Annotated in this window: 14 protein-coding genes and 1 tRNA gene; 7 read left to right on the top strand and 8 right to left on the bottom strand. The window is 43.9% G+C overall.

Annotated features, from left to right (window positions below; all coding sequences use genetic code 11):
* Positions 1 to 425 precede the first annotated feature (425 nt).
* The 5 genes from CXF82_RS06415 to rpsU form a co-directional block, all read right to left on the bottom strand.
* A tRNA-Ile gene (locus CXF82_RS06415) sits at positions 426 to 502 on the bottom strand.
* Positions 503 to 747: 245 nt separating this feature from the next.
* Positions 748 to 2577, bottom strand: coding sequence for an RNA polymerase sigma factor RpoD (gene rpoD / locus CXF82_RS06410; RefSeq protein ID WP_180960981.1), 1830 nt, complete (start codon positions 2575 to 2577; stop codon positions 748 to 750).
* Between the two features lie 126 nt (positions 2578 to 2703).
* Entirely contained in the window at positions 2704 to 4434 is a 1731-nt protein-coding gene (dnaG, locus tag CXF82_RS06405; protein ID WP_101092987.1) for a DNA primase, read from the bottom strand.
* Positions 4435 to 4538: 104 nt separating this feature from the next.
* Positions 4539 to 4982: a GatB/YqeY domain-containing protein gene (locus tag CXF82_RS06400; protein WP_101092985.1), complete on the bottom strand. Its 444-nt coding sequence runs from the start codon at positions 4980 to 4982 to the stop codon at positions 4539 to 4541.
* 7 nt (positions 4983 to 4989) lie between these two features.
* Positions 4990 to 5205 carry a 30S ribosomal protein S21 gene (gene rpsU, locus CXF82_RS06395; protein WP_020911290.1) on the bottom strand — a complete coding sequence of 72 codons (216 nt, stop codon included), beginning with the start codon at positions 5203 to 5205 and terminating at the stop codon, positions 4990 to 4992.
* Between the two features lie 228 nt (positions 5206 to 5433).
* On the opposite strand from rpsU, the gene tsaD reads away from it, so the two are divergent.
* Positions 5434 to 6450 (top strand): tRNA (adenosine(37)-N6)-threonylcarbamoyltransferase complex transferase subunit TsaD, encoded by a 1017-nt coding sequence (tsaD, locus tag CXF82_RS06390; RefSeq protein WP_101092983.1) that lies wholly within the window; start codon positions 5434 to 5436, stop codon positions 6448 to 6450.
* A 91-nt stretch (positions 6451 to 6541) separates the two neighbouring features.
* On the opposite strand, the gene plsY is transcribed toward tsaD, so the two are convergent.
* Positions 6542 to 7153 (bottom strand): glycerol-3-phosphate 1-O-acyltransferase PlsY, encoded by a 612-nt coding sequence (gene plsY, locus CXF82_RS06385; protein WP_101092981.1) that lies wholly within the window; start codon positions 7151 to 7153, stop codon positions 6542 to 6544.
* Between the two features lie 311 nt (positions 7154 to 7464).
* Here plsY and folB point away from each other — a divergent pair, with 311 nt between their 5' ends.
* From folB to CXF82_RS06360, 5 genes are read left to right on the top strand one after another with little or no spacing between them, the layout of a single operon-like run.
* On the top strand, positions 7465 to 7818 hold the full coding sequence (gene folB, locus CXF82_RS06380) for a dihydroneopterin aldolase (protein WP_102038156.1): 354 nt from the start codon (positions 7465 to 7467) through the stop codon (positions 7816 to 7818).
* The gene (folK, locus tag CXF82_RS06375) at positions 7819 to 8310 is read left to right on the top strand and encodes a 2-amino-4-hydroxy-6-hydroxymethyldihydropteridine diphosphokinase (RefSeq protein ID WP_102038157.1); all 492 of its coding nucleotides are present in this window, start codon (positions 7819 to 7821) and stop codon (positions 8308 to 8310) included. It abuts the gene before it with no gap.
* A 24-nt stretch (positions 8311 to 8334) separates the two neighbouring features.
* A complete protein-coding gene (locus CXF82_RS06370) occupies positions 8335 to 9135 on the top strand; it encodes an undecaprenyl-diphosphate phosphatase (protein WP_101092975.1) in 801 nt (266 codons plus the stop codon).
* 51 nt (positions 9136 to 9186) lie between these two features.
* The gene (locus tag CXF82_RS06365) at positions 9187 to 10020 is read left to right on the top strand and encodes a putative RNA methyltransferase (RefSeq protein ID WP_101092973.1); all 834 of its coding nucleotides are present in this window, start codon (positions 9187 to 9189) and stop codon (positions 10018 to 10020) included.
* A 53-nt stretch (positions 10021 to 10073) separates the two neighbouring features.
* Positions 10074 to 10970 (top strand): L,D-transpeptidase family protein, encoded by an 897-nt coding sequence (locus CXF82_RS06360; protein WP_101092971.1) that lies wholly within the window; start codon positions 10074 to 10076, stop codon positions 10968 to 10970.
* Between the two features lie 207 nt (positions 10971 to 11177).
* Here CXF82_RS06360 and CXF82_RS06355 read toward each other — a convergent pair whose 3' ends face one another.
* Both CXF82_RS06355 and CXF82_RS06350 read right to left on the bottom strand, forming a co-directional pair.
* The gene (locus CXF82_RS06355) at positions 11178 to 11444 is read right to left on the bottom strand and encodes an Lpp/OprI family alanine-zipper lipoprotein (protein ID WP_101092969.1); all 267 of its coding nucleotides are present in this window, start codon (positions 11442 to 11444) and stop codon (positions 11178 to 11180) included.
* Positions 11445 to 11673: 229 nt separating this feature from the next.
* Positions 11674 to 12903, bottom strand: a complete 1230-nt coding sequence (locus tag CXF82_RS06350; protein WP_101092967.1) for a multifunctional CCA addition/repair protein — start codon at positions 12901 to 12903, stop codon at positions 11674 to 11676.
* A gap of 313 nt (positions 12904 to 13216) precedes the next feature.
* Between CXF82_RS06350 and CXF82_RS06345 the strand changes: the two genes are divergently transcribed.
* Positions 13217 to 13419, top strand: a 203-nt coding sequence (locus CXF82_RS06345; RefSeq protein WP_374702357.1) for an ExeA family protein, incomplete at its 3' end; no start/stop codon positions are given.

Here is a 13419-nt window from a genome sequence, read left to right as displayed (position 1 = left end):
TCTGAATCGATAATGATGACATAAGTGAAAGCTGGCTCTGGGTTTATTGACTTGAAGCTTAGGGCTGAAAACGTTTGAACGGCCTATCAAGGTTGTTTAGCCTGCATAACTTGAACTACGTGAGTTTATAACGGTGAAATGAGCTCTATTTGGCTTTGGGTCATGGATCTTAAATTTAGCACAAATATTGAATTCGAATAACGAGTCCAGCTATTTAATGAAGAGTACTACGGACGGTGGAAATGTCGTTAATGCCGATGCCATTAGCGACCTGAACGCTATCACTTCTCGACATGCTTTGAAATTGTTTAGGCATAATGTGTAATATCGGCGCGATGGACCCTAAATTCAAAAATAAGGACTGTAGCCGGTATTGAATTTCAGACACAAAAAAGCCTACACAAGGTAGGCTTTTTCGTTTTAATTGGTGGCCCCTCTGTGACTCGAACACAGGACCTGACGATTATGAGTCGTATGCTCTAACCAACTGAGCTAAGGGGCCGACTTAAGATAGTCGTCACTATCGAAAGCGAGGAAAGTATACGAGGTTTAAAAGCGATTGTCACCTGAGTTTTACGCATAATGCACGTCTATCGATTCAACTGCTTATCTGTTAATCAATCTCAAGCCAGCTTAGTTGAATTTATACAAAAAAAGCTGCCCATAGGCAGCTTTTTAAACAGAGGTAGAATCTATCTTAAGATGATTAGTCTTTAGTGTAAGACTATTCGCCTCTTATCCTTGAGACTATTCGTCTAGGAATGACTTCAAAATCTCTGAACGAGAAGGGTGACGCAACTTACGTAGCGCTTTCGCTTCAATCTGACGAATACGCTCACGGGTTACATCGAACTGCTTGCCCACTTCTTCTAACGTGTGGTCAGTGTTCATGTCGATACCGAAACGCATACGCAGTACTTTAGCTTCACGAGCCGTTAGGCCTGCAAGTACTTCGTGTGTTGCATTACGTAAGCTTTCGCCTGTCGCAGAGTCCAACGGCAACTCGAGGGTGGTATCCTCGATAAAGTCACCTAAGTGCGAATCTTCATCATCACCAATAGGTGTTTCCATGGAGATAGGCTCTTTAGCAATCTTAAGTACCTTACGGATCTTGTCTTCAGGCATTAACATGCGCTCAGCAAGCTCTTCTGGAGAAGGTTCACGACCCATCTCTTGTAGCATTTGACGAGAGATACGGTTTAGCTTGTTGATCGTCTCAATCATATGTACTGGAATACGGATAGTTCTAGCTTGGTCAGCAATTGAACGAGTAATTGCCTGACGGATCCACCATGTTGCATAAGTCGAGAACTTATAACCACGGCGGTATTCAAACTTATCAACCGCTTTCATCAAACCGATATTACCTTCTTGAATAAGATCCAAGAACTGTAGACCACGGTTGGTGTATTTCTTAGCGATAGAAATTACGAGACGTAGGTTGGCTTCAACCATCTCTTTCTTAGCGCGACGAGCTTTCGCTTCACCGATTGACATACGACGGTTGATGTCTTTAATCGCACCGATAGCTAGGCCAGTCTCTTTCTCAATTGCGTCAAGCTTTGCACGACAACGCTGTACGTCAAATGCGACGACTTTTAGGCCTTCAACATGTGATTTTCCTGATGCTAATTCTAGGTTGAACCACTCAATGCTGCTTTCGTTGCTGGTATAAGCCTTAACGAAATTTTTCTTTGGCATTTTAGCTTGTTCAACACAAAGCTTCATGATCAAACGTTCTTGAACACGGACTTTATCCATCATTGCGCGCATGCTTTTTACTAAGCGGTCAAACTGCTTAGGCATCAAACGGAATTCTTTAAAAATTTCGCCAATTTCAAATAGTGCGACAGTCGACTCTGGGTGACCACGACCTTTTACAGCGATGATTTCTAATGCTCTTTCGTGAGCTAGGCGAAGCGTTGTGAATTTTTCTTTTGCTTCTTCAGGATCGGGACCTTTTGGACCTTCCTCTTCTTCATCTTCATCGTCTTTATCATCAGCATTTTCTAATTCAGCTTCAGACAGAACAGAACCGACGTGAGTTGCTGCTGGAGCAACATCTTCAGCATTTGGGTCGATAAAACCAGATATGATGTCAGATAATCTAACTTCTTCCGCTTCATAACGATCGAATTGCTCAAGGATCATCGCAATTGCTTGCGGATATTCGGCGACTGAAGCTTGAACCGTGTTGATCCCTTCTTCAATACGCTTAGCGATGACAATCTCGCCTTCACGGGTCAGTAGTTCAACGGTACCCATTTCACGCATATACATGCGGACAGGATCGGTAGTACGACCTAATTCAGCTTCTACTGTAGCCAGTGCGGCAGCAGCTTCTTCGGCAGCATCATCATCGGTGCTGTCTTCAGACATCATGATATCATCAGCATCCGGAGCCTGTTCATAGACTCGAATACCCATATCATTGATCATCTGGATAATATCTTCGATCTGGTCGGCATCGACCATGTCAGCAGGTAGGTGATCGTTGACTTCTGCATAGGTTAAATAACCTTGCTCTTTACCTTTGGCAAGCAACAATTTAAGTTGCGACTGCGGAGTATGATCCATAGATATCATCCAAGTTGGGAAACAGTTAAAACGACGGGCAAAAAACAGCCACGTAAGTCGTTAATTATAGCCTTCGGTGCTTCGCTGTGCTAGTCCAAGTGCTTACTTTTGGTGCAAAAATTGCCTTTAAGCTTGCTTTTGGATCACTGCGATTAGCTTTTTAAGCTGCAACCGTTCTTCTTTCGTGTGGTTCTGTTTTAAACTCAGCTCTTGATAACGTTGCTCAATATACTGGTTATTTAGCCACACGAGTGTTTCTTTTAACTCTCGGAGCAAGTTTTCGTCCGCCACTTGATGGTCCCATTGGGTCAGTTTTTTTAGGGTACTGAATTTATCATCGCCCCTGAACTGTTCAAGTAGTTGTGCGCTGCTCATTACTTTGCCGCGAGTTAAATCTAATACAAGGGTCAGTAAGTCAATACCTGCCATCTGTATATGTTTTAGCGCTGGTTGCTGAGGCAATTTCTCACCTAAGCGTGGATGTTGTACCAACAATGCAATGGCTAATCGCATCGGGGTGCCACGTCCTTTCAACGCTTTGTGCTGTTTAGGTTTATCGGCCGACTTAGTCGAAAAGTTAAATTTTCGTTTAAGCTCGTCAGCACCGTTCATTCTTAGCTTGTGTGCTAAATCTTCAAGCAATAGACTTTGTAATACTGTGTCTTGCACTTTTTCGATCAGTTTAATGGCATTTTTTGCCAATACACTTTTGTCTTCTTTGCCAAATTTTTTCGCCAAATTATCAAATAGAAACTCTGGCAATGCCATGGCGTGGCCAATACTTTCTTCGAACTTATCTTTACCAATCTGCCTGACGAGAGTGTCAGGGTCTTCGCCTTCAGGCAGGAACATGAAGCGAACCTGATTACCCGGTTTTAACAGTGGTAAAGCGGTTTCTAGCGCACGCCAAGCGGCTTCTTTGCCTGCTTTATCGCCGTCGTAACAACAGATAACTTCTTTTGCGCTACGCAGCAACAGCTGAAATTGTTCAGCGGTGGTCGAGGTGCCTAATGAGGCTACGGCATAATCAACGTCAAATTGCGCAAGTGCTACGACGTCCATATAGCCTTCAACAATGAGTACTTGTTGCGGGTCTCGATGGCGTTGCTTTAGTTCATACAATCCATAGAGCTCATTGCCCTTATGAAATATGGGCGTTTCTGGAGAATTCAAGTACTTTGGCGTACCTTCTCCCAAAACTCGGCCACCAAAGCCAATGACTCGTCCACGTCTATCCCTGATTGGGAACATTAATCGGTCGCGGAATCGGTCATATCGCTTACCACTGTCATTTTCAATGACCATACCAGCAGTAAGCAGTTTGTTCTGTGAATCTTGATTTTGACGATAGCGGCTTAACAAACCATCCCAACCATCTGGGGCAAAGCCAATGTTAAAGTGTTCTACTACGTCTTTTGAAAGCCCTCGATGTGATAAATAATCAAGCACTTTTTGTTTGTCACTGTGTTGTCTTAGCTGACTTTGGAAGAATAAACTCGACTCCTCCATCAGTTGGTATAAATCGCGACTTAACTCTTGATCGCGAGGCTTACCGGTACCTTGTTCCTGTGGAACTTCAAGTCCTAACTGTCCGGCGAGTTCTTCAATTGCATCCACGAAGTCGAGTCGGTCATATTCCATGACAAAATCAATAACATTTCCGTGTGCGCCGCAGCCAAAACAATGATAAAACTGCTTGTCTCTACTAACGGTGAAAGAGGGAGATTTTTCGCTATGAAAAGGACAACAGGCAGAGTGATTTTTACCCGCCTTTTTTAGGGGTACTTTAGGGTCTATTAAGTCGACAATGTCGATGCGAGCTACTAGCTCATTGATAAAATCACGAGGTATCGCCATTAGTATTGTTAAATGCCGCCTTTAATTTCGTGAAGTTTAAATAGAGAAAATCGAAAACAAACAAGCCGCGCAAAAGCACGGCTCATTCATCACTAAAACTAAAACTACTTGAGTTTTGCACGGATCATAGCGCCAATTGCCGCCATGTCTGCTCTACCCATTACTTTCGGTTTTAGCGATCCCATTACTTTACCCATGTCCGCCATGGAGGATGCGCCCATCTCTAAGATGCTAGCATCAACTAACGCAAGAATTTCCTCTTCAGTAAGAGGCTGAGGCAAGAAGTGTTCAAGCACTTGAATTTCTTCTGCTTCTTTTTGCGCTAATTCGTCACGGCCTGCTGCTGTATATTGAGCAATAGAATCGCGACGCTGTTTTACCATTTTGGTTAAGACCGCTATAGCTTGGTCGTCATCCAAAGATTCGCGGGTATCCACTTCAATTTGTTTGACGGCGGCTAGTGCCATACGAATAGTCCCCAAGCGTACCTTTTCTTTGGCACGCATGGCGTCTTTCATCTGCTCTTTTAGCTGATCGATTAGGCTCATAATGAGATTAATATAAACGTACGCGACGTGCGTTTTCGCGAGAAAGCTTCTTAGCAAGACGCTTGATAGCAGCGGCTTTAGCACGTTTACGTGCAGTCGTTGGCTTCTCGTAGAACTCACGAGCACGAACGTCAGCTAAGATACCAGCTTTTTCACAAGAGCGCTTGAAACGACGAAGAGCTACGTCGAATGGTTCGTTTTCACGTACTTTAATAATTGGCATTAGCCATCACCCCTTAGGTGTCGGTTGCATTGAGACAATTAATTGACTCAGATAATTTAAAAATGGTGCGGAATTCTATAACGACTAGACACCTTTTGTAAACCCCTTATAACGATCGGGATTATGTCTATTTGGTAATAATGCGCTTAGAACGCTATCGGACTCTGGAGTAATTAAAGCACAGCAGGTAGAATTGGCGGTAATTATATGCAGTAAAGATGAGAGATAATGCGGGTTTTAGGAATAGAGACATCTTGTGATGAAACAGGAATCGCAGTTTATGATGATAAAAAAGGGCTACTTTCACATGCCCTTTATAGTCAGGTAAAGTTGCATGCGGACTACGGTGGCGTAGTGCCTGAGTTGGCGTCTCGGGACCATGTTCGTAAAATCGTACCTTTAATTCGTCAAGCATTAGCCGATGCCGATATGACAATTGAAGATCTCGATGGTATTGCTTATACCAAGGGCCCAGGACTTATTGGCGCGTTGCTGGTAGGTGCATGCGTTGGTCGTGCATTAGCTTTCTCATGGGATAAACCTGCTATTGGGGTGCATCACATGGAGGGACACCTATTAGCGCCAATGTTAGAAGATGACGTGCCAGCGTTCCCATTTCTGGCATTATTGGTGTCTGGTGGGCACTCAATGTTGGTAGGTGTTGAAGGCATTGGTCGCTACGAGGTACTCGGTGAGTCGGTTGATGACGCTGCAGGTGAAGCATTCGACAAAACCGCCAAATTGTTGGGGCTTGATTATCCCGGCGGACCCCGGTTGGCGAAACTCGCGGCTAAGGGTATTGAAAAGAGTTATCGCTTCCCAAGGCCGATGACGGATAAACCTGGGCTTAACTTTAGTTTTTCAGGTCTTAAAACATTCGCAGCCAATACGATAGCTGCAGAGCCAAAAGATGACCAAACACGCGCTAATATCGCTTGTGCCTTTGAAGAAGCGGTTGTCGACACGCTAGCGATTAAATGTAAGCGTGCATTAAAGCAAACGGGTTATCAACGTTTAGTGATTGCTGGCGGTGTCAGCGCCAATACGCGCTTGCGTGCTTCACTGGCCGAGATGATGAAAAATCTGGGCGGCAAAGTGTATTACCCTCGTGATGAGTTTTGTACCGATAACGGCGCGATGATAGCTTATGCGGGCTTACAGCGTTTAAAGGCGGGGCAAACAGATGATTTAAGCGTTAAAGGTCAACCAAGATGGCCTTTAGATACGTTAGAACCGGTCGATTAGTACTGAATCCTAATTATGACGGCGCTTTTAAGCGCCGTTTTTTATGGCGCTGTTTTCGAGTATGAGCTTGGACATTTAAGAGGATAATTATCTAAGAGGTTTTATTACGACGTTTTCGTGACAGTTTAGCCTCTTCGCCCTTTAGTAAGCGGCTAATATTATCGCGATGACGAATGACAATCAGGGTTGATAACATCGCAACCGGAATGGTAAACCTATCGTCAATCCACCATGTGAACACTGGCGCGAGCAATGCCGTGCAGATGGCTGCCAAAGATGAGTAGCGGGTGATGAGTACTATAGCGGCCCAAGTCAGCATTAAAAATAATGCTAGATAATGACCTATGGGCGCCATTGCGCCAAATGCGGTGGCAACGCCTTTACCGCCTTTAAATCCAAAAAAGATGGGGAAAATATGACCTAAGCAAGCAGCAATGGCGATAAGCCCAAGCGCTACGGGGTCAACACCTAATCTAAAAGCGAGATATGCTGGAGCAGCGCCTTTAAGCATATCGAAAAAAAGTACCAGTACAGCGGAACTCGCGCCGCCTATACGCAATACATTGGTCGCCCCCGGATTACCTGAACCTACGGTTCTTGGGTCGGGGAGGCCGCGCATTTTACACACAAGTACAGCACTCGATATTGAGCCTGCCAAATAGGCGCCCACTATCATCATTATTGTTAGTGCAGTACTGGTCAAATTGGTTTCCTTATCCGTCTTAGGGTATTATCGCGCAACATAAAAAAATGCTCTTTAAACTTAGCTGACTGACTTGTAAATTAGCCAGTGAATTGGAGCACAAAAAACAGCTTTACAGCTTTCTTAGCTACCTTGCATATAGAGCCGCTGTTTTTTATAAATTCTTTATTTACGAGGAATTATCCTACTTGGATTTTCTCTCGTTCGAAAGAGCCAAAGAGTAATATCTTAGCTTTGCGACGGATTATATCCTTTTTGTTCGCTTTAGCTAATCAGACCTCAATGGTAAAGATTAAGGTTTTGGAGAAATCATGGATAAAGTACTGATCAGAGAACTTAAAATAGAAACCGTCATTGGGGTCTATGAATGGGAAAAGCAGATCCATCAAACCTTGTTACTGGATTTAGATATGGCTTGGGATAATCGCTTAGCCGCCGCGAGTGACGATTATGAAAATGCTTTGTGCTACGAAACCGTGTCGAATCGACTCACGGCGCTGATCACGGAGAAGCCAATCGAGCTGATTGAGACGGTTGCTGAGCAGGTCGCACATTGTGTGATGGTGGAATTCAACGTGCCTTGGGTGAAAGTAAAAGTAATGAAGCCTGGCGCTGTACCGACAGCGGCAGCTGTAGGCGTTGAGATTGAACGAGGTCATGTATAAATGGCTAAAATTTATATAAGTCTAGGCAGTAATATTGAACCGATTCGTCACCTTAAGGCGGCTTTAATTGATTTGAATTGTCATTTCGATGAACTGCTGCTTTCGTCGGTTTTTGAAAGTGAAGCGGTAGGTTTTGACGGCACCAATTTTTTAAATATGGTCGTTGCTGCTGAAACAGCATTGCCAATAGAGGCCGTTGTCGCGACGTTTAAACAGATTGAACAAGACCACGGTCGGGTGAAAGGCGCCAAGAAGTTTGCAGCGAGAACATTAGATCTCGACTTACTGCTTTATGATGACGTGGTTTGTCAGACGCCAATAGAGCTGCCGCGTGCTGAGATTTTATACAACGCATTTGTACTTTGGCCGTTGGCTGAAATTGCGCCGCTGTTAACTCACCCGGTTACCCATGAGCCATATCAAATCCTTTGGGATGAATATGACAAGACTCAACAACATTTATGGCCTATTGAATTCGATTGGTCAGTATAAAAAGCTTTTTAATATAGGATAGTTATGGACACTTTTCAGGTGATTATATTGGCGCTGATCCAGGGCCTCACCGAGTTTTTACCCATTTCAAGCTCAGCACACCTTATCTTGCCTGCTCAATTGTTGAATTGGGAAGATCAAGGGTTGTCGTTTGATGTGGCAGTCAATACCGGCTCACTGCTGGCTGTGGTGATGTATTTTCGTAAAGAGCTGCTCTCGATGTTTAAAGCGTGGACCGGCAGTATCGTCAGCGGTAAGCAAACAGAAGAAAGTAAGCTGTCTTGGTGGATTATACTGGCGACGATCCCTGCGGTGATTGTTGGTTTTACGGCAAAAGACTTTATTGCAACTCATCTTCGTAATATTGAAGTGATTGCTGCAACCACCATTATCTTTGGTTTATTGCTTTGGTGGGCAGACAGAATGCAACGTCAAGGTTTTACTGAGTTTCAAGTCGGTTGGAAAAAAGCACTGGTGATTGGTATTGCGCAGGCAATGGCGCTTATTCCAGGGACATCACGCTCTGGTGCCACCATTACGGCAGCGTTAATGCTTGGCTTAAGTCGTGAAGCCGCGGCGCGATTTTCCTTTTTAATGTCGGTGCCAGTCAGTTTAGGTGCGGCGATATTAGTGACTAAAGATCTCATTTCCAGTGGTCAAGCTATCGACTATCAAGCGTTAGGTTTAGGCATTATTGTGTCATTTGTCGCAGCCTATGTTTGTATTCACTATTTCTTGAAAATCATCAGCAAAATGGGCATGACTCCGTTTGTTATTTATCGCCTAGTTCTAGGGGCGGTGTTGTGTGGCTTTATCTTCCTTTAAAGCGACTTACACACACTTTAATTACTTATTTATTTTAACAGCGAGCGTGTCATGAACAGTATTTATCTTTGCCCAACTTGCCAATCACCGCTAATGGTGCACGAAGAGTCAAAAGGCATGCATTGTGAAAACAAGCACCACTTTGACAAGAATGAACAAGGCTATTGGCTGTTTGGTCTAGTCAAAAAACCTAAAATAGACTCACGAGCTGTAATGCGTGCTAAGCGTTACGTGCTTGAGTCCGGCATCTATGTACCACTGGCAGAGAAACTGGCTGAGATCATTGCTAACTTGCCTCAGTTTGCTGAAGGAGCGTCATTATCGCAGTTAGATTATGATTGTGGTGAAGGTTACTTCTTAAGAACCGTCAAGGATATCTTGACTGAGCAACAACCTGAAACCGCCTTGGAGCAAACCGGGGTTTCAGAAGCTGAGAATGCCATTTTTGCAGCTGCAAAATCACAAAGTGGTCCGACTTATATTGTTTCAAACTTAAAACATCTACCAATCAAAGATGAAAGTTTTGACCTGATCACCTTAATCGATAAGCCGCTTAAGGGAAAAGAGCTGACTCGAGTGCTTAAACAAGATGGTATTTTGTTGCAAGTGGCAGCTGGTCCTAGACACTTATGGCAAATTCGAGAGTTTATATACCCAGATCTCAGCGAAAAGTCGGTCAGCAATAATCTTCCCAAAGAGCTTGAGTTACTGCAAAGCGAACGTCTATCAATCAGTGTTAAGGTGTCTGGAGAGCAAGCTATCGCACTTCTTGACATGACGCCTTATGCTTGGCGAGCGAATGACAGTATGCGACACCATATACAACACGCAAAGTTTGACTCACTAGAGATAGACTTTGTAATTAACTTGATGACTAGAAAATAGTCTTGGCTCAGGGTAACCTTTGCTTATTCAACCTAATGGAATTATAGATACTGATGATGCGTATATTGCTGTTGTTCATCTTAGCGACTTTACCGTTGTTTTCTTTTGCTAATGTTTATCAAATCCCTCAAGGCGGCAGTCGTTTAGTCGGTGAATTACAAGAGCATGTGGTGCAAAAAGGCGATTACTTCCAAACCATCTCTAAACAGTACAACATTGGTATTTTGGAGTTAATGGAATCTAACCCCGGTGTAGACCCTTTCTTACCTACGCCAGGAAGCCGCTTGTTGATCCCTACGCAAATGTTGCTGCCAGATGTGCCTCATAAAGGGGTGGTGATTAATCTGGCTGAACTGAGGCTCTATTACTTTCCAAAAGGCGGCAAAGAGGTCCATGTCTTTCCTGTCGGGATCGGAAGAGTAGGGCGAGAAACACCAGAGATGGTGACAAAGATTAAATCTCGTATCCCTAATCCAAGTTGGACGCCGCCAGCAAGTATTCGAAAAGAGCATTTAGAGCAGCGTGGCGAAGAGCTACCAAGAGTGGTACTCGCGGGGCCAGACAATCCGCTAGGCAAGTTTGCTATTCAACTATCCTATGGTGACGGTAGCTATCTTATTCACGGTACCAATAAAGATTTTGGTATTGGGATGCGGGTGAGTGCGGGCTGTATTCGACTAAACCCTGATGATATTGAATGGTTATTTGATAAAGTTAAGTACGGCGATTCTGTTACCGTCATTAATCAAGCTGTAAAAATCTCAGCCGAACCTGATGGACAACAATTAATTGAAGTTCACTCGCCATTGTCTGAGTCTGAAGGACAAAGTAGTCGTGTGATTGAGATGAATCGCGATGTCATCGAGTTCATTGGTCAAGATACTGTCGATTACAGTAAAGCCAATGATGCTTTACTCACTCAGCGTGGTATTCCAACCAATATTCAATAGCTTTGAGCTACTGCATTTGACAAGCTTTATTAGGCGTCCATATAGGGCGCTTTTTTATCGCTTAAAAACAGTGAGGAGTTTAACCGTGTTTGAACGTCGAGAGATATTGTGAGGTTAGTGCAGATAAATTTAAGGCTTGGTCAAGTTACCTTGAAACCAAGCCTTCGGTTTTAACTTATTGATAAATAAGTTAGAAACCCAACGTAATTACTTCTTGTAAGAAGTTGCTACGTTGTCGATGCGGTCGTTAGCACGCTTAGCTTCTGCTTGTGCGTCCATAGCAGCTGCTTTTGCATCATTAATGTCAGCAGACATTTTGCCATGATCAGACTTTAGAGAGCTAACTTCAGCTGAAAGCTGGTCAACTTTGTTACCTAGGTTTGCAACGCTTTCTTCAAGAGCAGTAGTGTTTGCACAGCCACCTAGAAGGGTAGTCATTGCTACACCAGCAATCAAAAGTATTTTGTTATTCATCGGGAATTCCCTTTATTTAGGTTGGATTTAATTAGCACAGCTGCACATAACAACTGAGCAGCTTAATTATGTCATAGACAAAAAATTTTGCTATGAATTTTAATGCTAAGCTCTGAATACCTTAGCGAATAATTGCTCAATTGCAAGCTAAGTGCAATTTAAATGCTAATTCACACAATCATAATCTTAGACTATTAATATCAATCTAAGCTGAGTTTTTATTTTCGCCTTAATTTGGCTGATTGTTTTTGAGTGCTTGTACCGCTGCAATTCGCTTGATAGTAAGTTGTTGCTTAATGTCCGCACCTTTAAAACCATCATCAATAATGGCCTTTACTGCCACATTCGATGCGGCATCAAAACACGCTTGTATGTAGTCAGCCTGAGGATACTCATTTAGCTCAAAACCTTTACGGCCCTTAGCATCGGCTTCACAACTGAGTAAGAGCTGCTCTATGCGTTGCGGTTTACGCCAAAAATCTGCTTTGTCGAACAGCTTAACGATGGTGTCAGCCCTAAGATCCATCGCATTATGGATGTTTTGATGTTGGTCGCTGACCAGTAATGCCAGATCGCGGTATTCATTTGGCACTCTATAGCGATGACAAAGCGCTTTAATGAGGGGCAATCCTTTTTGTCCATGACCATAATGTTTTGGTAGCGATTCTTTAGGGCTCAACGCCTTACCGAGATCATGTAGTAGTGCGGCAAACCTTACAGCATTGTCATTAGACAGCTTGGCGGCTTGCTCAAGCACCATTAACGTATGGATGCCAGTGTCAATTTCAGGGTGCCATTGTTCAGGCTGTGGTACGCCAAAAAGCGCATCAATTTCTGGGAATAAAATACTTAAAGCACCGCAGTCTTTTAATACGCTGAAGAAGACTTGTGGCGCATTGCTCGATAATGCTTTGTCGAGTTCAATATAAACTCGCTCAGGCGTTAAGGCCTCGAGTTCACCACTTTGGCTGATCTTTCTCATTAACTCGAGAGTCTCTGCTGCAATGGTAAAACCCAGAGCATGAAAACGGGCGGCGAAACGGGCAACACGCAGTACGCGAAGTGGATCTTCTACGAAGGCATCGGACACATGCCTTAATATACGGGCATTAAGATCGGCAATCCCCAAGTACGGATCATATTGGTTTCCGTCACTATCTTGGGCAATGGCATTAATGGTCAGGTCCCTGCGGAGTAAGTCTTGCTCTAGGGTTACATTAGGTGCAGCATCCACGCTAAAGCCCCCATATCCTGCCGCGGTTTTTCGCTCGGTTCTGGCAAGGGCATACTCTTGTTGGGTACTGGGGTGCAGAAATACCGGGAAGTCCTTACCGACTTGCTTATAACCCAAGGCCAGCATCTGCTCTGGCGTGGCACCCACCACCATATAGTCACGATCTTTTATCGGCAGATTTAGCAAATTATCGCGGACAGCGCCGCCAACGAGATAGATTTTCACAATAAAGCTCACTTATGGACATAAGTAGCAGTTTAGCATGGATAAATCGATGTTAGCTGTCAAAATAGACCTCTTACTTGAGCCGATAGACCTCTTACTTTAGCCGCTTAAGTTGTCGCAAGTTTTGACAACTGATCTGCTTGGCTTTAACGTGAGTGTAATTTCTAGATTATTGTCAAAGCGTTGAGCATTAAGCTGATAGGTTAGTGGCACTCAAAGTGTTATGTTGCAGCCATTCAAACGTTTTCTAAATAGCAGAGTGATTAACGGCCCAATCGGCGGTTTTGCTCCTCTAACAAGGATTAAAAGCAGTATGTATAAGGCTTTTTTTGGGTTGAAAGATAACCCTTTCTCTATAGCGCCAAACCCACATTATCTGTTTCTAAGCGATCGCCATAGAGAAGCGTTAGCACATCTGACCTATGGATTAGGTGAAACCGGTGGCTTTGTGTTGCTGACGGGGGAGGTGGGTACCGGAAAAACCACTGTGTCGCGTTGCTTACTCAATCAACTGCC

The organism is Shewanella sp. GutDb-MelDb (assembly GCF_002836075.1).
Lineage (GTDB): Bacteria > Pseudomonadota > Gammaproteobacteria > Enterobacterales > Shewanellaceae > Shewanella.
Note: the sequence above shows the minus strand (reverse complement) of the source record. Positions and strands in the feature narration are given on the sequence as shown.

Bases quoted from the DNA above. Each gene is read 5' to 3' on its own strand.
- folB (WP_102038156.1), top strand. From the start codon at position 7,465: ATGGATAAAGTACTGATCAGAGAACTTAAAATAGAAACCGTCATTGGG.
- CXF82_RS06360 (WP_101092971.1), top strand. From the start codon at position 10,074: ATGATGCGTATATTGCTGTTGTTCATCTTAGCGACTTTACCGTTGTTT.
- rpsU (WP_020911290.1), bottom strand. From the start codon at position 5,205: ATGCCAATTATTAAAGTACGTGAAAACGAACCATTCGACGTAGCTCTT.
- folK (WP_102038157.1), top strand. From the start codon at position 7,819: ATGGCTAAAATTTATATAAGTCTAGGCAGTAATATTGAACCGATTCGT.
- CXF82_RS06400 (WP_101092985.1), bottom strand. From the start codon at position 4,982: ATGAGCCTAATCGATCAGCTAAAAGAGCAGATGAAAGACGCCATGCGT.
- dnaG (WP_101092987.1), bottom strand. From the start codon at position 4,434: ATGGCGATACCTCGTGATTTTATCAATGAGCTAGTAGCTCGCATCGAC.
- tsaD (WP_101092983.1), top strand. From the start codon at position 5,434: ATGCGGGTTTTAGGAATAGAGACATCTTGTGATGAAACAGGAATCGCA.
- CXF82_RS06365 (WP_101092973.1), top strand. From the start codon at position 9,187: ATGAACAGTATTTATCTTTGCCCAACTTGCCAATCACCGCTAATGGTG.
- CXF82_RS06370 (WP_101092975.1), top strand. From the start codon at position 8,335: ATGGACACTTTTCAGGTGATTATATTGGCGCTGATCCAGGGCCTCACC.
- CXF82_RS06355 (WP_101092969.1), bottom strand. From the start codon at position 11,444: ATGAATAACAAAATACTTTTGATTGCTGGTGTAGCAATGACTACCCTT.
- rpoD (WP_180960981.1), bottom strand. From the start codon at position 2,577: ATGGATCATACTCCGCAGTCGCAACTTAAATTGTTGCTTGCCAAAGGT.